This is a genomic window from Pseudomonas sp. UME65, from assembly GCF_014170225.1.
Classification (GTDB): domain Bacteria; phylum Pseudomonadota; class Gammaproteobacteria; order Pseudomonadales; family Pseudomonadaceae; genus Aquipseudomonas; species Aquipseudomonas protegens.
Genome location: NZ_LZZQ01000004.1, coordinates 522,868 through 537,988 on the forward strand (window position 1 = coordinate 522,868; position 15,121 = coordinate 537,988).

A 15,121-nucleotide genomic window follows, 5' to 3' on the forward strand; every position below is an offset into this window, starting at 1 on the left:
GGCTCCTACGGGGAACTGCACGGACTATCTGCCTGCTGTAGGAGCTGGCTTGCCAGCGAAGGCGCCCGTCCAGGCGCTGCATGTCTCGCGGGCCTCTTCGCCGGCAAGCCGGCTCCTACGCGGCGCTTTTGCCCCGCGCAAAAAACGGTCGCATTTCAGGTCATGCCGAGTTTCTTGCGGGCCATCACCAGGGCTACGACGCTCAACGCCGCCGCCAGCATCAGGTAGAAACTCGGTGCCAGCTGTGAGCCGGTCAGGGCAATCAATCCGGTAGCGATCACCGGTGCAAAACCGCCGAAGATCGTGACCCCCAGGTTGTAGCTCAGCGACATGCCGGTGACCCGGGTGCGCACCGGGAAGATGTCCGCCATCAGCGACGGCAGCGGGGCGAAGTACACCGCCTTGATCAGGGCCATCAGCGCCACCACCAGCAGCAGCGAGCTGGCACTGGGGCGGCTGTTGAGCCAGAAGAACGCCGGCAGGATCGCCACGGCATAGACCACCGCCGCTGCCAGCATGATTTTCAGGCGACCGATATGGCCGGACAGGTAGCCGACGATGGGCGTGATGATGGTCAGGATCAGGCCGCCGGTAAGGGTCGCCAAAAAGCCCGAGGACTGGGCGATGTTCAGGCTGGTGGCGGCGTAGGACGGCATGTACTGGATCATGTAGTTCGAGGCGGTCGACACCACCAGGGTGCCCATGGCGATCAGCAGCAGGGTCTTCTGGGTCACCAGCACTTCGCGCAAAGGGCGTTCCCCCGGTTCGCTGGCCTTGAAGTCCGGCGACTCGTCCACCGTACGGCGGATGTACAGGCCCACCGGGCCCAGCAGCAGGCCGAAGAAGAACGGCACGCGCCAGCCCCAGTCGAGCATCTGCTGGGCATCGAGGTGCTTGGTCAGGAAGTAGCCGAAGGTCGAGGCGATGACCACGCCAAAGCCCTGGCTGGCGAATTGCAGGCTGGCGACAAAGTGCCGGGTGCGCGGCGGCGCGTGTTCCAGCATGAAGGCGGTGGAGGTGCCGAACTCGCCACCGGCAGAGAAGCCTTGCAGCAGCCGGGCCAGGAGGATGCCGATCGGCGCGGCGAGGCCCAGGGTGGCGTAGCTGGGCATGATGGCGATCAGCAGGGTGCCCGTCAGCATGATCAGGATCGACAGGGTCAGGGCCTTCTTGCGGCCCTTGCGGTCGGCGTAGGAGCCCAGTACCGCCGCGCCCAGGGGGCGGATCAGGAACGAGATGCCGAAGGTGGCGAAGGCCAGCAGCAGGGAGAAGGTCGGGTCCGCGGTGGGAAAGAACACCTGGCTGATGGTCAGGGCGAAGTAGGCGTAGATCGACAGGTCGAACCACTCCAGGGTGTTGCCGATCAGGGCGGCGCCTATGGGTTTCCACAGGGCCTTGGGTTCGACCCGGGTCGCGGTCGAGGTGGTGGCTAACGCTGTCATACAGGACGCTCCTGCTTATTGTTGGATTTTGAGCGACAGGTGCCCGGCCAGGGCCGGGCGGGGTAAGCGATGGCCTCAGGTCCGGGGCAGGTCCCCCAGGTCCCAGAACAGGGCCGTCATGATCTCCAGGCCTTCACGAATCACCGGCAGCAGCAGGTGTTCGTCCGGGGCGTGCTGCGAGCAGCCGGGGTAGGAGTGGGGAATCCACAGGGTCGGCAGCCCCAGCACTTCGGCGAAGATGTCGTTGGGCAGGGTGCCCGCCAGGTTCGGCAACAGCGCCAGGCGCTGCGCACTGCTACCTGCAATCGAGGTCTTGGCGAACCTGACCCAGGGGTGGTCCGGGTCCAGGCGGGTGGCCGGGGAGCAGCGCTCCATGACGATCTCCACCTGGCTGAAACCTTCGCGGTCCAGGTGCGCCCGCAGCAGGTTTTCCAGCTGCTGCCAGGGCGTGCCGAGGACAAAGCGCAATTGGCAGAAGGCCACGGCCCGGGGCGGAATCGCGTTCACCGGCTTTTGCGGATTGCCGGTGCTGAAAGCGAGGATTTCCAGGGTGTTCCAGGCAAACAGGCGCTCGCCCAGGGTCAGCCCCGGTTCGCCCCAGTGTTCGTCCAGCGGGCGGCCCAGGGAGTCGCGGTCAATCTCCAGGTCGGCGATGGCGGCGCGCACGTTGTCGGGAATGTTCGCCGGCAGCAGTTCGCGGCAGCGGATGCGGCCGTTCTGGTCCACCAGGCTGGCCAGGGCGTTGGCCAGTACCACGCCGGGGTTGCTCATCACCCCGCCCCAGTTGCCCGAGTGCAGGCCCTTGTCCCGGGTGTTTACCTCTAGGCGGAACTGCGCTGAACCGCGGGAGCCAAGGAACAGCGTCGGCCGGGCCTGATTCAGCCGTGGGCCGTCGGAGGCGATGAACACATCGGCCCGCAACATTTCGCGCTGCTCCTGGCACAGCTGGCGCAGCCCCGGGGAACCGGCTTCCTCACCCATCTCGAACAGCAGCTTGAGGTTGAAGCCCAGTCGCCCGTCGCGGGCCTTTAGCACTTGCTCCAGGGCGGTCAGGTTGATGCTGTGCTGGCCCTTGTTGTCGGCGGTGCCACGGCCGTACCAGCGTTCGCCCTCCAGGGTCAGCTGCCAGGGATTCAGGCCCGTGCGCCACTGTTCGGCGTAACCCGGCACCACGTCGCCGTGGCCGTAGCTGAGCACTGTGTGCAGGGCTGGGTCTTCCAGGCGCGTTGCAATCAGGAACGGCCCACCGGCCTCGGGGTTGGCCAGCATGTGGCAGTCGAAGCCCAGGCGCTGCAGCAGCGGCTGGATTTCCTCCAGCAGGTAGCGCGGCAGTTCATCGGCATGGGCCGGGTCCTGGCTGTCACTGCGAAACGCCACCCGGCGTCGCAGGTCCTGTTCAAAATGGCCGTCGTCCAGGTACTGGCGAACGCCGGCGAGGGCAGCTTGCTTGGTCATTGCAACTCCGGTCGGGCAAGGGAACGGGCCCATGGTGGAGTTGGCAAAGGCATCTGTATATTGCTGTTTTTTGAAGGCATGATTCTAAAAATTGGATGCCTGGCAAGGGGATGCAGATGGACTATCGGTATTTTCTGGCGGTGATCGATGCGGGCTCCCTGGCCGCGGCGGGGGAGCGTTTGCACATCGCCCCCAGCGCGGTGAGCCGGCAGATCGCCCTACTGGAAGAGAGCGTTGGCGTGGCGCTGTTCGAGCGGCGCCCGCGGGGCATGCAACTCACCGCCGCTGGCGAAGCCCTGGCCGAACACGCCCGGCGCACCTGGCTGGAACAGGAGAACATCCTCGCCGAACTGCGGGGCGAGGGTTACCCGGGGGCCAAGGTGATCCGCCTGGTATCCACCGAGGGCCTGTCGCGGTATTTCCTGCCCCGGGTGCTGCTGGAGCATTACCGCCTGCGGCCCGGAGCCGAGTACCGCCTGGACGTGATCTCGCCCCACGAGTGCGTGCAGCGCATTCGCCGGGGCGAGGCGGACGTGGGGCTGACCTTCAGCACCGAGCCGGTGGAGGGGGTCAACGTGTGCTACTCGATCCGCTCGCCGATTCGCGCCCTGATGCGCGCCGGGCATCCGCTGGCCAGCGCCGGGGTGCTGTCACTGGAGCAGGTGCAGGCGTTTCCCGTGGCCTTGACGCCCAAGGGCACCACCCAGCGGCAACTGCTGGACCTGGTGTGCCAGATGGACGGCCTGAGCTTTGAACAGGTGATGACTTGCAACTTCTCCGGGGCCCTGCATGAGTTTGTGCGCCAGTCGGATACGGTGGCCTTTGCCAGCGCCATCAGTGGTGAAGGGCAGGGGATGGATGGGCTGGTGTCGGTGCCGCTGTCCAACCCGCGCTTGGGCGATCGGGACATTCAGGTGCTGACCATGCCCAAACGGGTGCTGCCGGAAAGTCTGGCGTTTTTTATCGAGACCTTGATTGTGCGGTTGCAGAAAGAGGGCTGAGGGAGGCTGCTGACCGTTCTCGCCGAGCCGGACACACTCAGGGCGCTGGGTGAGTTCCTGATCAAGGCTTCAGCCGACATGGCGGCCAATGGCCTGGAGCATGTGCACCTGCAAGACGTGATCGAGCACTTCTCGCACCAGCAGCATGTGGATGTGATTGCCCTCAACCGGGCTGTGATCAAGCCTGCCTGAGGCAGCGCCGTGCCCGGCCCGGCTACATGTTGCGAATCCTCTCGTCGGCCCTGAGCTCGAACTCAAAGCCAATGCCCACGTCATTCAGGGTTTCGGTGACCCGGGCCATGAAGTACTCGGCCTGCGCGGGCAATTCATACAAGCCAATGACCCGGATGATCGGGTACTTGCCATAGGCGCCGGGGATCTCGGTGTAGATCTCGCCACTTTCGATGAAGGCGATGTAGCTGTTGATTTTCTCTTGCAGCACGAGCAAGTGCTCGCCTTGTTCCGCCTTGTCGCCCCATTCGAGGTGGTCGGTCATCACCAGTAGCAGGTCGTTGGGAGCCTCCTTGGAGATCCCCCAGAAATCGATGACTTTGGGATTGGTGACGGACATGGCTGATCCTTCAGGCGGCGGGGGCGGGGATTGTATTACGTGCCCCGGGGTTAGTGGCGGTGCTGTTGCGCGTGCGGCATGGATGGGCATGCAGCGCACGATGCAGGAACTGTTCTAGTGGCCGGGCCGGGCCCTGATGGCGAGAACCGCTCCGGCGATTTTCCAACAACCGTTGCGTAATGGATAGTTGGCCATAGGATGTGCGCGTTGCCGATGATGATCGGGCCCCATCGTCGTGATCCTTTACTCAGTTTCAAGGTTGCTGCATGAATCCGGATGACTTCAAGAAATTCAATATCGGCTCAATTGTTCGGGCCACTCAAAGCTCTGCTGCGCTCAAACACCAGCTCGGCTTCCTGATCAAGGTTCTGCAAGAACTGGAGATCCAGTTCTCCGACTGCGAGCAGGATCCTCTGCGCCTGGCGAAAGCCTATGTTGCCGGAGAAATTCCTGCTGAACGCTGCAAGGCGCAGGCTGCACTCTGGTGGGCAAAAATCGATGAGCTAGGGGCAATACGAGGGTTCAAGGATCGGGAGGTATTGAAGGCACGACTGGCCATTTGTCTGCTGTCGAATGATGAGGACGATATTTGTGTGTTGGGAGATAACCTCTCGTGGTTTCTTGAGGTGTTGGGTTTCTTGAATGTGGAACCGATGAAGCCAATTGAAATGATGAGAGAGTATTTCGAGTTCAAATAGAAGTTCATTCGCGCCCGGCTCGCTCTCGGTGCCCTGGCCGGCAGCCTGACGACAGGCAAGACCCCATGCGTTTTGCTGGCTCCCTCCGTCACGCTGGCGGGGTGCTCGACGCGTTTTCCATGAGCCGCATGTGGATTTCATTGCGCTTGATCGGGCGCTGATCCTGCCTGCACAAGGTGTCCCTGCGCGCGGCTCAATCGGCGAGCGCGCAGGGGGCGAGCTACAGGCTGGGAGCCTCTTGGTTCACTTTCAGCTCGAAATCGAAGCCGATGCTCCGCTCATGGAGGATCTCGGTAATGCGTTTGAAAAACCAATCGACTTGCTCGGGCAGTTCGTGCAAACCCAGTACCCGGATAATCAGGTGTTTACCGCAGGCATCGGGAATTTCGCTGTAGATCTCTTCACTTTCGATGAAGGTGATGTAGGTGTTGATCTTCTCTTGCAGCAGGAGCAGGTGTTCGCTGTGTGCCGCTTCGTCACCCCATTCGAGGGGGTCGACCATGATCAACAGCAGGCTGTCGGGCGCCGATTTGGGGATGGCCCAGATATCGATGACTTTTGGATTGGTGATGGACATTGCTGATCCTTCAGAACGTGGAGGCGGCATTATAGGCCGTAGCGATGGGTTTCTTCAGTGGGCAATCGGTGGTCGCGGTTCCGGCCCGTGGGCGAGGCCAGGGTGGGTTTGCCCCGTTCAGGCGCAACCTGATCGAGCGGCGGCGTCTCTTTTCAACAGCGGTCTGATCGACGGTAGTGACAAAACGCCATCATCTGCTATGGCTTGTTAGGCCCCCCGTGGATAGATGCCGGGCTCCAGGTGCCATTGCCCAGAAAAATCGAGACGGCGCGGGCCGCGTTATTCGACTTAACTGATGCTCACGCGCCAAGGGGGACATGGGCGCAGGAGGACCGAGTGGGGCCTGCGTCCCGACAGGCCTGGATTGACCCGAGTGAGTATCGACGTTGCCGTGCCGGGTGGGCCGCTAACCTGGTCGTCGGCTTGTTTGCAGCTCTCTGACACTCAGTCGATAGCGTGGAATGACAGCAGGGAAGTACCGACCATTCTATTAGAGAGATAAAAAATGAACGTCAGGACAATGAATCTTGCTCCAAGGTCTGCCGCCTTTTTCTCGCTCATTGTCCTGGTGGTGTTCGCCCTGGGCATTGTCGCCGTGCTGCAAATGGGCAAGCTGCGAGACGCGGAGCAGGATGTCGAGACCAACTGGATGACCAGCATCCGCGAGATCGGCAAGATGAAGAGCAGCGTCTTGCGCCTGCGTCTGGAAAGCATCCGCATCACCGTGACCACCGACGAACAGCAGCGCCAGACCCGCATCGCCTCGTTGAGCGGTTATCGATCCAACCTGCAGAACACCATCAACCAGTACGAACCCCTGATCACCGGGCCGGCGGAGCGTGAGCTGTACCAGGCTGTAGCGACCGATGTGCAGGCCTACTTCAAGCTGGTGGACGAGCTGGAGCCGCTGCTGCGCAGTGGCGACAACGCCGCGGCCATCACCCTGATCAACACCCGCATCAGCCCCATGACCAACGCCATGCAGGAGAAGATGGACAAACTCTCGGACTTCAACGACGAGGGCGCCAGGCAGGCGGGGATCACTGCGGCGTCGGTTTACAGCAGTGGCCTGACGCTGGTGCTGGTGTTGATGGGGGTGACGGTGGTGCTCACCGTGGTGTTGGCGGCGGTGCTGACCCGCAGCATCACCGCGCCCATCAGCGACGCCCTGGCCGTGGCCGAACGTATTGCCGGCAGCGACCTGTCCCGGGAGATCGGCGTCAGTGGCCGCGATGAAGCCGGCCGCCTGCTGGCCGCCCTGGCGCAGATGCAGACCAACCTGCGGGAAACCATCGCCCACATCGCCGATTCCTCCACCCAACTGGCCTCGGCCTCGGAAGAAATGACCGCAGTGACCGAAGACGCCAGCCGCGGGCTGGTGCGCCAGAACGACGAAGTCAGCCAGGCGGCCACCGCCGTGACCGAAATGAGCGCCGCGGTGGACGAGGTGGCCCGCAACGCCGAAGCCGCCGCCCAGTCGTCCCGCGAGTCCATGGAGTTCACCCGCTCCGGCATCGAGAACGTGGCCCAGACCCTCAAGGCCATCGAAGGCCTGGCCGGCAACGTGGCCAGCACTGGCGAGCAGGTCAAGGCGCTGTCCAGCCGCGCCCAGGACATCAGCAAAGTGGTGGAAGTGATTCGCGCCATTGCCGAACAGACCAACCTGCTGGCCCTCAATGCCGCCATCGAAGCCGCCCGCGCCGGCGAGCAGGGCCGGGGCTTTGCGGTGGTGGCCGATGAAGTGCGGGCCCTGGCCCACCGCACCCAGCAGTCGACCCAGGAAATCGAACAGATGATCAGCGCGATCCAGGCCGACTCGACCCACGCGGTGAGCGCCATGAACGTCAGCGCCGAGATGGCCAGCAGCTCGATCTCCGTGGCGCAGAACGCCGACCTGTCCCTCAAGCAGATCGCCCAGGCGATTACCCAGATCAACGAACGCAACCTGCTGATCGCCACCGCCTCGGAAGAGCAGGCCCAGGTGGCGCGCGAGGCGGACCAGAACCTGACCAGCATTCGCGAGCTGTCGATCCAGAGCTCGGCGGGGGCCAGCCAGACGGCCAGCGCCTGCGGGGAGATGGCCAATCTGGCGATCGAGTTGAACCGGCTGGTGGCACGGTTCAAGGTTTGAGCGCGGTTTTTTGCCCTACGGTGGTCTGGTTCCTCCGTAGGAGCTGGCTTGCCAGCGAAGGCGTCGGTCCAGGCAACGCATGGCCTACCGGCCCCAAGGCATGGCCCTCTACAACCGACCGCTAAGCCGCAAACCATCACGCACGTTCAACCCCATCAATGTGAGGTTGGTGGCCCCGGCGATCAGTTCGATGACCTGCACCACGTAAAAACCCGTGTCGAAGCTGCCTGCCGACGCCCACCGGTTGAGCACAATTGCGCAGGGCACGAGCACCAACAGGCCGTTGGCGGCAATGAAGGGCATGCGTTTTTGCTTCGAGGCGATCAGGCGTCCCTGCCGGGCCCGGCTCAGCCCCATGCCGCTGGCTCCCGCCACTGCCATTGCCGGAATCAGCACCCAGAGCCCGGGGCTGACGATCAGTTGCTTGAGTTGAGCGATCGCATGCAGGGTTCCCATGCTTTCCACCAGCAGGGTCGAGACAAAGAACGTGGCGATGCACAACAGGGCCAGCAGGCTGGCGGTGAGGTGAAGTCGTTTGAGCATGGGGCGCTTCCCGTCAGTCGATTGGGCTGTGTTCACACTGTGCAGATATTCGGCACGGCGACCTTGGTGAACAGATGGGGCATGGCCAGGGCACTGGAGGGGTAGCGGCCCAGGGCGTTGGCGAAATCCGGGTGACTGAAGGCTTCGCGAAAGCGCTCCACCGACTCCCATACGGCGTAGTTCAGGAACATGCAGCTGCCACCGATGGCCTGGTGGAGCTGCGTGGAAATGTAACCGGCCCGCTGTTTCATCCAGTTGGCATCCAGCTCCCAGGCACGCAGAAGCTCGGGTATATCGTCCTCGTCGACGCTGAACAGGTTGACCAGCACCACCGGTGACTCGCTGCACTGGAGTTGCTGATGGATGGGGACTACAGGATCAAGCGGGCGAATGGACAACATGGCGATCTCCAGTATGTAAACATGATGACAATATGGTGCCATGGATAAAAACTAGCTTGATTGACATCATGGTGTCAATGTGGAAAAGTTCGCGGCATGAAAAAACCAAACCACACCCCCGCTGGACGCGCCATGACCGACCTGGTCCTCGAGCTCTTTCGAGCCAGTGCGCGCATGCTCACCGCAGGCGACCGCCTGGTGGCCGAGATCGGCCTGACCAGTGCCCGCTGGCAGCTGCTTGGCACGATCGTGGCTGCCGATCGGGCGCAGCCGGTGTCATGGATTGCCCGCGACATGGGCGCCAATCGGCAGAACGTTCAGCGCATCGTCAATGACCTGGTGCAGGATGGCCTGCTGGAATTTCAGCCGAACCCGCATCACCGTCGGGCGCAACTGGTGCTGCTGACGGAGGCGGGAAAGGCGGCATTCGATCAGGCGTTGAAGCTGCAAGCACCCTGGATCAACGAGCTTGCCCAGGGGCTGGAAGTCGATGAGATCCAGACGACCCACCGTGTACTGAACCAGCTGCGCAACCGGCTTGAGCAAGACCAGGGCGAATGAGCCATGCCGGCCTGAACACGACCCTCCAACCTGACGGCGTTCTGCATTGGCCCTGTTCCCCGGTTGACCCTGTACTTAGCGCCCGAGCTTTTCCTGCGCCGCCTCCGCCAGAAAGGACGAGCGGCTCTTGATGCTGTGCTCGCGGACAAAACGGTCGATCTGCTGAATCACATAACCGGGCAAGGTCACGTTGACCTTCTCGGTCTTGCCCAGGTAAGGCGTGATGTCGATCTCCAGCATGCCCCAGCCCATCCTCGCCAAATCGGGGGTAGCGAGGTGCGAAGGCTATGAATAGGCCAGTGGTCCCGCTCAGATTGAACGCTGGTTGACCCGGGCCATCAATTGCTCGGCGCTTTCCTTGCGCTCGGAATAACGGTCCACCAGAAACGCCTGCCGGTCGCGCAGCAGCACGGTGAACTTCACCAGCTCTTCCATCACATCCACCAGCCGGTCGTAGAACGGCGAAGGCTTCATCCGCCCGGCGTCGTCGAACTCCATGTAGGCCTTGGGCACCGAGGATTGGTTGGGGATGGTGAACATGCGCATCCAGCGCCCGAGCACGCGCAACTGATTGACCACGTTGAACGACTGGGAGCCGCCGCAGACCTGCATCACTGCCAGGGTTTTGCCCTGGGTCGGACGCACCGCGCCAAGCTCCAGCGGAACCCAGTCGATCTGCGCCTTGAACACCGCTGACATCGCCCCGTGGCGTTCTGGCGAACACCAGACCTGGCCTTCCGACCACAGCACCAGCTCCCGCAGTTCCTGGACCTTGGGATGGTCCGCCGGGGCATCGTCGGGCAAGGGCAAGCCGGAGGGGTTGAAGATCCGCGTCTGGGCACCGAAATGCTCCAGCAGGCGCGCGGCTTCTTCGACCAGCAGCCGGCTGAAGGAGCGTTCGCGGGTGGAACCGTAGAGCAACAGGATGCGCGGCTTGTGCTCGTCTGGCGTCGAAGTGGGCGCGCCATCGAACAGGCGCAAATCCAGGTTGGGTAGGTGCTCGGACATGGGGCCTCCTTAAAGCGTGCCGATGCGATCAAGCTCGGTCTTGAGCTGATCGCGGCTGAGGTGGTCGAAGGGCAGTGCGAAGAAGGCTGCGCAGCGCTGTTCGATCTGCGCCTGGGTGGCGCGGAACGCGGCGTCGATCGCTGCCTCTTCACCGCGCACATCGGACGGGTCCGCCAGCCCCCAATGGGCCTTCAGCGCCGGGCCGAAATACACCGGGCAGCTTTCACCGGCCGCCTTGTCGCAGACGGTGATGACGATATCCGGCGGGTTGTCGGCGAAGGCGTCATTGCCCTTGCTGTACAGGCCGTCGGTGGCGATGCCGGCCTGCTGCAAGGTCGACAGGCTGCGGGGCAGCACCTGGCCCTTGGGGAAGCTGCCGGCGCTGAGCGCCGCGAACCCCTTGGGTGCCAGATGGTTGAACAGGGCTTCGCAAAGAATGCTGCGGCAACTGTTGGCCGTGCACATAAACAGGACTCGCATGGGGGGCTCCTGCCGCTTTGGGCGGCTGTCAGAGGCTCAGGCGCAGGGCCAGGGCCGAAAGGGTGACCAGCAGAACCGGGAGGGTCAGCAGCACGCCGACCTTGAAGTAATACCCCCAGGTGATGCGCAGGCCCTTGCGCTCCAGCACGTGCAGCCAGAGCAGCGTGGCGAGGCTGCCGATGGGGGTGATTTTCGGGCCCAGGTCGCAGCCGATGACGTTGGCGTAGATCATCGCCTCGCGTACCAGCCCCTGCGCCTCGCTGGCCTGAATCGACAGTGCGCCGATCAGCACGCTGGGCATGTTGTTCATCACCGAGGACAGCAGCGCCGACAGCAGGCCGGTGCCCAGGGTGGCGCTCCACAGCCCCTGTTCGGCCAGGCGGTTCAGCACCTGGGCCAGCAGGTCCGTCAGGCCGGCATTCTTCAGGCCGTACACCACCAGGTACATGCCCAGCGAGAACACCACGATCTGCCACGGCGCCTCGCGCAGCACCCGGCGCGTGGAGATCCGGTGGCCCTTGGCGGCGACGGCAAACAGCAGCGCGGCACAGGCCGCCGCCACGGCGCTGATAGGAATACCCAGGGGCTCCAGGGCGAACAGCCCGACCAGCAGCATCAGCAGGGTCCAGCCCCCGACCCTGAAGGTGGCCCGGTCACGGATCGCCGTGCAAGGTTGCGGCAGCGCATCCAGGGCGTAGCGGTGCGGCAGGTCCTTGCAGAAATAGAGGAACAGCACCAGCAAGGTCATGGTGACACTGGCCAGGCTCACCGGCAGCATCACCGCCGCGTACTCGGCGAACCCCAGCCGGAAGTAGTCGGCGGACACGATATTCACCAGGTTGGACACCACCAGCGGCAGGCTCGCGGTGTCGGCAATGAAGCCCGCGGCCATGACGAAGGCCAGGGTCGCCCCGGGGCTGAAACGCAGCGCCAGCAGCATCGACATGACGATGGGCGTGAGGATCAGCGCTGCGCCGTCATTGGCGAACAGCGCCGACACCGCCGCCCCCAGCAGCACGCAGAAGGCGAACAGCCGATGGCCGCTGCCCCTGGCCCAGCGCGCCACATGCAGGGCGGCCCATTCGAAGAACCCGGCCTCGTCCAGAAGCAGACTGATGATGATCACCGCGATGAAAGTCGCGGTGGCGTTCCAGACAATGGCCCACACCGTGGGAATGTCCTGCAGCGATACCGCGCCCACCGCCAGCGCGATCATTGCGCCGAGCGTGGCGCTCCAACCGACGCCGAGGCCCTTGGGCTGCCAGATGACGAGAATCAGGGTGAAGAGAAAAACAGCCACAGCGACAAACATGCAGGTTCACTCGATAGGGGTCAGCAGCAAGCGGCTTCGCGAACGGGGCGGCCATCCATGTTCTGCAGGCGCGCGGCGTTGTCCTTGAGCCAAGCGGCGTTGGCCTTGGCCGTCACCTGCAGAATCTCCTGGACCCAGCCCGGCAACTGGGGGTTGAGGCGGTAATACACCCATTGGCCCTGGCGGCGGTCGAGCAGCAAGCCACTGCTGCGCAGTTGCGCCAGGTGGCGGCTGATTTTTGGCTGGCTGTCGTCGAGTGCACACATCAGCTCGCAGACACACAGCTCACCCTGATCGGCGATCAGCAGGGTGGCGCGCACACGGGTTTCGTCGGCCAGGCTTTTGAAGACTTCGGGAGGCGTGATCATGCTCGCTCCTTGTATATGGAAAATCGAATATACGAATATCCATATGTATTGAGCAAGCCAAAATTTTTCGAGGCGCAGGTCTGCGGTGAGGAGCGGCCAGAGGCGCGTGGCTTTTCATGGACGTTGCACGGCCGCCCATTGCACTATTGCGCCGGCCTTTCAGCCACTCATCACCCTCCCGTCGAAGACAGAACCCTCGACGGCCCCTGCCAAGGAAGTCATCAGACCCATGACCGTCAGCGAACTGCTTGCCGCCATTCGTAAACCCTATGTCGAAACCCTGGCGCGTATCGCCGCAGAAGGGGCGGCGCAAGTCGAGCCCGCTTACCGCAACAGCGATGGTTCGCTGGCGGTTGAAGGGGCCATGGCCACGCCTTGCCGGGTGGATGTGATTGCGGCCGAGGGCGCTTCGACTGGCGAGCCGGTGCAGGTCGATTCCGAAACCGAGCTGGGCTTTGAGCCTGTGCGCTTTGCGATCGAGCAGATGGCGGTGGTGATCTCGCCCTTTGGCTGGGACTGGTTGCCCCTGGAGGTGCGGGGCTTGAGCCTGGAACAGGCCTCTGAGGTTATTCGCACCTGGTTCTTTGAGTGGTTCGATGGCGAAGATGAAAACCTGCCAACCGAAGAAGGGCTGCAAGGGGTGCTGCACTTTGTGTCGGACCCGGAGGCCACGGAGGAGGGGTACAGGCTCAAGATTGACCTCGGCTCGGCGCCCGAAGAAGCGCTGGAAGCGCTGCTGTTTGCATTGGCCGATGCCGGCGCCAGCGGAGCTTTTCTCGCATAGAGCAGGAGAGGCCCCCGAGCCGACCTGATATCGCTTCCCCTGTAGGAGCTGGCTTGCCAGCGAAGCTCGCCAACGATGACGCGCAGCCACCTTCTTACCGCGTGCACCTGGGGGCGGGTTGGCCACGGCTCAATGCCTGCCTTCGACCCTCCTGTCCGCAGGGGCAGGAAGATCAACAGCCAACACCGCCAACGATGGCCTCGCTCTCAGAGCTTCATGCCCACCGCCAGTCGGTTGAAGGCATTCATCAAGGACACGGCCAAGGTCAGGTCGGAAATTTCAACGTCGCTAAAGTGCGCTTTCAGCGGTTCGTAGAGCTCGTCCGGCGCGCCCTTGTCGTGGACGTAGGTGAGGGTTTCGGTCCAGGCCAGGGCTGCACGCTCGCGTTCGCTGAACAGTTCGCTGACGCGCCAGCCGGCCAGGCAATCCAGCTTGTCTTGCGCCACTCCACACTCGCGCAGGGTCTGTGAGTGCTTGCCCAGGCAGAACGAGCAACCGTTGATCTGCGACACGCGCAAAAACACCAGTTCCACGAGAGGCAAGCCCAGGGGGCTTGCGACCAGGGCGGTGTTGGTGGCGAGCAGGCCTTGATAGGCGGCCGGCGACAGGGTGGCAAAGGGCAGTCTGAGTTGGCTCATGGTGAAACTCCGATAGGGAAAAAAGTGATCAGGCACAAACGAGAGGGTTGAACAGGGGCTGCAAGGACAGTGCGCTGCGGGCCTCGTCGAGGGTTGCACGCACGGCCTCGTCACCGAACACCAACCCTTGCAGATAAGTGAACTGCAGGTCGAACAGGCCGAGGGTGTTCAGCACCTGGCGCAGGTAAGGCGTGAGAAAGTCTGGCTGCCGTGCCCGCGGGCCCTGGTGAAAGCCGCCGGAACTGACCAGGACATGCACCGGGCGGTCCTTGAGCAGGCCGACCTTGCCCTCCGGGCCGGAGCTGAAGGTGCGGTGAATGCGCAGCACGTAGTCGATCCACAGCTTGAGCGCGGCCGGCAGGGTGAAGTTGTGCATGGGCGTGGCAATCAGCAGCACATCGCAGCGCTCCAACTCGCCGATCAGCCCTTCGGACACCTCGAACAGTGGCGCATCGAAGGGTGTGGGGGTGGTCAGGGCGTGGGCGTAGTCCAGGCCCAGCGGTGGCAACGGCTGCGCCCCCAGATCACGCTCGACCAGTTCAAGCTGCGGATAGCGTTGGCGCAGGGAGCTCACCAGCTCCAGTGCCAGCCGATGCCCCTGGGAAACCTGGCCATGGGGGCTGGCGTTGATCAACAGAACAGTGTTCATACCGGCTCCCCACCCTGAAGTCGCTGGGTGAAGTGCATGCCCCGAGCCAGCAACCCCTGGCGGAAATAGAAGCGCTGGGCCAAGGGCATATGCAGGCCGGTATCCAGGACAAAGTGCTCGCATTGACGCTGCACGGCCTCATCACGCACGGCGCTCAGCAGCCGCGCACCCAAGCCGCTGCGCTGAAGGTCGGGGCTCACCACCAAGTCATCGACGTAGATGAAGCGCCCGTAGAGCAGGTTTTCCAGCTCGCGGTAACCCGCCAGGCCGACGATGCGCTCGGCGTCCCACACGGCGAGCAAGCGGTAGCCCTGCTCGGTTTGCCGGGCTACTTGGGCGACATAGGCCGCCGGGCTGGTGAGGTGGGGGCGCAAGACACGCATCACGTCGAAACTGGCCGCCAGGGCCGCTTCGCTTTCGAGGTGTTGAAGGGTGTAGGGCATGTCCGTCATCCGCTGAAAAGAGATGACCCACTTTAGAAGGTCGATGGCTTAAGCTACAG

18 protein-coding genes and 2 pseudogenes are annotated in these 15,121 nt (G+C 63.3%); 6 read left to right on the forward strand and 14 right to left on the reverse strand.

What is annotated here, in order from left to right:
* Positions 1-155: 155 nt before the first annotated feature.
* Both A9971_RS03450 and A9971_RS03455 read right to left on the reverse strand, forming a co-directional pair.
* Complete coding sequence (locus tag A9971_RS03450) at positions 156-1,442, reverse strand: MFS transporter (protein ID WP_077933761.1); 1,287 nt, start codon at positions 1,440-1,442, stop codon at positions 156-158.
* A gap of 75 nt (positions 1,443-1,517) precedes the next feature.
* Positions 1,518-2,897 carry a M20 family metallopeptidase gene (locus tag A9971_RS03455; protein ID WP_183000921.1) on the reverse strand — a complete coding sequence of 460 codons (1,380 nt, stop codon included), beginning with the start codon at positions 2,895-2,897 and terminating at the stop codon, positions 1,518-1,520.
* Between the two features lie 116 nt (positions 2,898-3,013).
* On the opposite strand from A9971_RS03455, the gene A9971_RS03460 reads away from it, so the two are divergent.
* The gene (locus A9971_RS03460) at positions 3,014-3,898 is read left to right on the forward strand and encodes a LysR family transcriptional regulator (RefSeq protein WP_183000922.1); all 885 of its coding nucleotides are present in this window, start codon (positions 3,014-3,016) and stop codon (positions 3,896-3,898) included.
* A 214-nt stretch (positions 3,899-4,112) separates the two neighbouring features.
* On the opposite strand, the gene A9971_RS03465 is transcribed toward A9971_RS03460, so the two are convergent.
* Entirely contained in the window at positions 4,113-4,469 is a 357-nt protein-coding gene (locus tag A9971_RS03465; RefSeq protein ID WP_015634966.1) for a DUF6572 domain-containing protein, read from the reverse strand.
* Positions 4,470-4,735: 266 nt separating this feature from the next.
* Between A9971_RS03465 and A9971_RS03470 the strand changes: the two genes are divergently transcribed.
* Complete coding sequence (locus A9971_RS03470) at positions 4,736-5,167, forward strand: hypothetical protein (RefSeq protein WP_183000923.1); 432 nt, start codon at positions 4,736-4,738, stop codon at positions 5,165-5,167.
* Between the two features lie 220 nt (positions 5,168-5,387).
* On the opposite strand, the gene A9971_RS03475 is transcribed toward A9971_RS03470, so the two are convergent.
* Positions 5,388-5,744, reverse strand: coding sequence for a DUF6572 domain-containing protein (locus A9971_RS03475; RefSeq protein ID WP_065363518.1), 357 nt, complete (start codon positions 5,742-5,744; stop codon positions 5,388-5,390).
* A gap of 520 nt (positions 5,745-6,264) precedes the next feature.
* Here A9971_RS03475 and A9971_RS33090 point away from each other — a divergent pair.
* Together A9971_RS33090 and A9971_RS33095 are read left to right on the forward strand one after the other, a co-directional pair.
* Positions 6,265-7,020: pseudogene (locus tag A9971_RS33090) on the forward strand (MCP four helix bundle domain-containing protein); the annotation flags it as partial.
* Positions 7,021-7,086: 66 nt separating this feature from the next.
* On the forward strand, positions 7,087-7,875 hold the full coding sequence (locus A9971_RS33095; RefSeq protein ID WP_370059486.1) for a methyl-accepting chemotaxis protein: 789 nt from the start codon (positions 7,087-7,089) through the stop codon (positions 7,873-7,875).
* A 108-nt stretch (positions 7,876-7,983) separates the two neighbouring features.
* Here A9971_RS33095 and A9971_RS03485 read toward each other — a convergent pair whose 3' ends face one another.
* Both A9971_RS03485 and A9971_RS03490 read right to left on the reverse strand, forming a co-directional pair.
* Positions 7,984-8,418, reverse strand: a complete 435-nt coding sequence (locus A9971_RS03485; protein ID WP_183000924.1) for a hypothetical protein — start codon at positions 8,416-8,418, stop codon at positions 7,984-7,986.
* A 32-nt stretch (positions 8,419-8,450) separates the two neighbouring features.
* On the reverse strand, positions 8,451-8,819 hold the full coding sequence (locus tag A9971_RS03490; RefSeq protein WP_015634969.1) for an antibiotic biosynthesis monooxygenase: 369 nt from the start codon (positions 8,817-8,819) through the stop codon (positions 8,451-8,453).
* A gap of 132 nt (positions 8,820-8,951) precedes the next feature.
* Between A9971_RS03490 and A9971_RS03495 the strand changes: the two genes are divergently transcribed.
* Positions 8,952-9,380, forward strand: a complete 429-nt coding sequence (locus A9971_RS03495) for a MarR family winged helix-turn-helix transcriptional regulator (protein ID WP_041752108.1) — start codon at positions 8,952-8,954, stop codon at positions 9,378-9,380.
* 75 nt (positions 9,381-9,455) lie between these two features.
* Here the strand turns inward: A9971_RS03495 and A9971_RS03500 are convergent.
* The 5 genes and pseudogenes from A9971_RS03500 to A9971_RS03520 form a co-directional block, all read right to left on the reverse strand.
* Positions 9,456-9,659, reverse strand: a pseudogene (locus tag A9971_RS03500) (type II toxin-antitoxin system HicB family antitoxin); the annotation flags it as partial.
* Positions 9,660-9,689: 30 nt separating this feature from the next.
* Positions 9,690-10,388 carry an arsenical resistance protein ArsH gene (gene arsH / locus A9971_RS03505; protein WP_015634972.1) on the reverse strand — a complete coding sequence of 233 codons (699 nt, stop codon included), beginning with the start codon at positions 10,386-10,388 and terminating at the stop codon, positions 9,690-9,692.
* 9 nt (positions 10,389-10,397) lie between these two features.
* On the reverse strand, positions 10,398-10,868 hold the full coding sequence (locus A9971_RS03510; protein WP_015634973.1) for an arsenate reductase ArsC: 471 nt from the start codon (positions 10,866-10,868) through the stop codon (positions 10,398-10,400).
* A 28-nt stretch (positions 10,869-10,896) separates the two neighbouring features.
* Entirely contained in the window at positions 10,897-12,180 is a 1,284-nt protein-coding gene (locus tag A9971_RS03515) for an arsenic transporter (RefSeq protein WP_183000925.1), read from the reverse strand.
* A gap of 20 nt (positions 12,181-12,200) precedes the next feature.
* Positions 12,201-12,548 (reverse strand): metalloregulator ArsR/SmtB family transcription factor, encoded by a 348-nt coding sequence (locus A9971_RS03520; RefSeq protein ID WP_169894003.1) that lies wholly within the window; start codon positions 12,546-12,548, stop codon positions 12,201-12,203.
* A 106-nt stretch (positions 12,549-12,654) separates the two neighbouring features.
* Between A9971_RS03520 and A9971_RS03525 the strand changes: the two genes are divergently transcribed.
* Entirely contained in the window at positions 12,655-13,332 is a 678-nt protein-coding gene (locus A9971_RS03525) for a hypothetical protein (protein ID WP_310889323.1), read from the forward strand.
* Positions 13,333-13,538: 206 nt separating this feature from the next.
* On the opposite strand, the gene A9971_RS03530 is transcribed toward A9971_RS03525, so the two are convergent.
* From A9971_RS03530 to A9971_RS03540, 3 genes are read right to left on the reverse strand one after another with little or no spacing between them, the layout of a single operon-like run.
* Positions 13,539-13,970 carry a carboxymuconolactone decarboxylase family protein gene (locus A9971_RS03530; protein ID WP_011060488.1) on the reverse strand — a complete coding sequence of 144 codons (432 nt, stop codon included), beginning with the start codon at positions 13,968-13,970 and terminating at the stop codon, positions 13,539-13,541.
* A 28-nt stretch (positions 13,971-13,998) separates the two neighbouring features.
* Entirely contained in the window at positions 13,999-14,619 is a 621-nt protein-coding gene (locus A9971_RS03535) for an FMN-dependent NADH-azoreductase (RefSeq protein WP_183000926.1), read from the reverse strand.
* Positions 14,616-15,062 (reverse strand): GNAT family N-acetyltransferase, encoded by a 447-nt coding sequence (locus A9971_RS03540; protein ID WP_183000927.1) that lies wholly within the window; start codon positions 15,060-15,062, stop codon positions 14,616-14,618. Before A9971_RS03540 ends, A9971_RS03535 begins: the two co-directional genes overlap by 4 nt.
* Positions 15,063-15,121 lie beyond the last annotated feature (59 nt).

Bases quoted from the DNA above. Each gene is read 5' to 3' on its own strand.
- A9971_RS03450 (WP_077933761.1), bottom strand. From the start codon at position 1,442: ATGACAGCGTTAGCCACCACCTCGACCGCGACCCGGGTCGAACCCAAG.
- A9971_RS03455 (WP_183000921.1), bottom strand. From the start codon at position 2,897: ATGACCAAGCAAGCTGCCCTCGCCGGCGTTCGCCAGTACCTGGACGAC.
- A9971_RS03460 (WP_183000922.1), top strand. From the start codon at position 3,014: ATGGACTATCGGTATTTTCTGGCGGTGATCGATGCGGGCTCCCTGGCC.
- A9971_RS03465 (WP_015634966.1), bottom strand. From the start codon at position 4,469: ATGTCCGTCACCAATCCCAAAGTCATCGATTTCTGGGGGATCTCCAAG.
- A9971_RS03470 (WP_183000923.1), top strand. From the start codon at position 4,736: ATGAATCCGGATGACTTCAAGAAATTCAATATCGGCTCAATTGTTCGG.
- A9971_RS03475 (WP_065363518.1), bottom strand. From the start codon at position 5,744: ATGTCCATCACCAATCCAAAAGTCATCGATATCTGGGCCATCCCCAAA.
- A9971_RS33095 (WP_370059486.1), top strand. From the start codon at position 7,087: ATGACCGCAGTGACCGAAGACGCCAGCCGCGGGCTGGTGCGCCAGAAC.
- A9971_RS03485 (WP_183000924.1), bottom strand. From the start codon at position 8,418: ATGCTCAAACGACTTCACCTCACCGCCAGCCTGCTGGCCCTGTTGTGC.
- A9971_RS03490 (WP_015634969.1), bottom strand. From the start codon at position 8,819: ATGTTGTCCATTCGCCCGCTTGATCCTGTAGTCCCCATCCATCAGCAA.
- A9971_RS03495 (WP_041752108.1), top strand. From the start codon at position 8,952: ATGACCGACCTGGTCCTCGAGCTCTTTCGAGCCAGTGCGCGCATGCTC.
- arsH (WP_015634972.1), bottom strand. From the start codon at position 10,388: ATGTCCGAGCACCTACCCAACCTGGATTTGCGCCTGTTCGATGGCGCG.
- A9971_RS03510 (WP_015634973.1), bottom strand. From the start codon at position 10,868: ATGCGAGTCCTGTTTATGTGCACGGCCAACAGTTGCCGCAGCATTCTT.
- A9971_RS03515 (WP_183000925.1), bottom strand. From the start codon at position 12,180: ATGTTTGTCGCTGTGGCTGTTTTTCTCTTCACCCTGATTCTCGTCATC.
- A9971_RS03520 (WP_169894003.1), bottom strand. From the start codon at position 12,548: ATGATCACGCCTCCCGAAGTCTTCAAAAGCCTGGCCGACGAAACCCGT.
- A9971_RS03530 (WP_011060488.1), bottom strand. From the start codon at position 13,970: ATGAGCCAACTCAGACTGCCCTTTGCCACCCTGTCGCCGGCCGCCTAT.
- A9971_RS03535 (WP_183000926.1), bottom strand. From the start codon at position 14,619: ATGAACACTGTTCTGTTGATCAACGCCAGCCCCCATGGCCAGGTTTCC.
- A9971_RS03540 (WP_183000927.1), bottom strand. From the start codon at position 15,062: ATGCCCTACACCCTTCAACACCTCGAAAGCGAAGCGGCCCTGGCGGCC.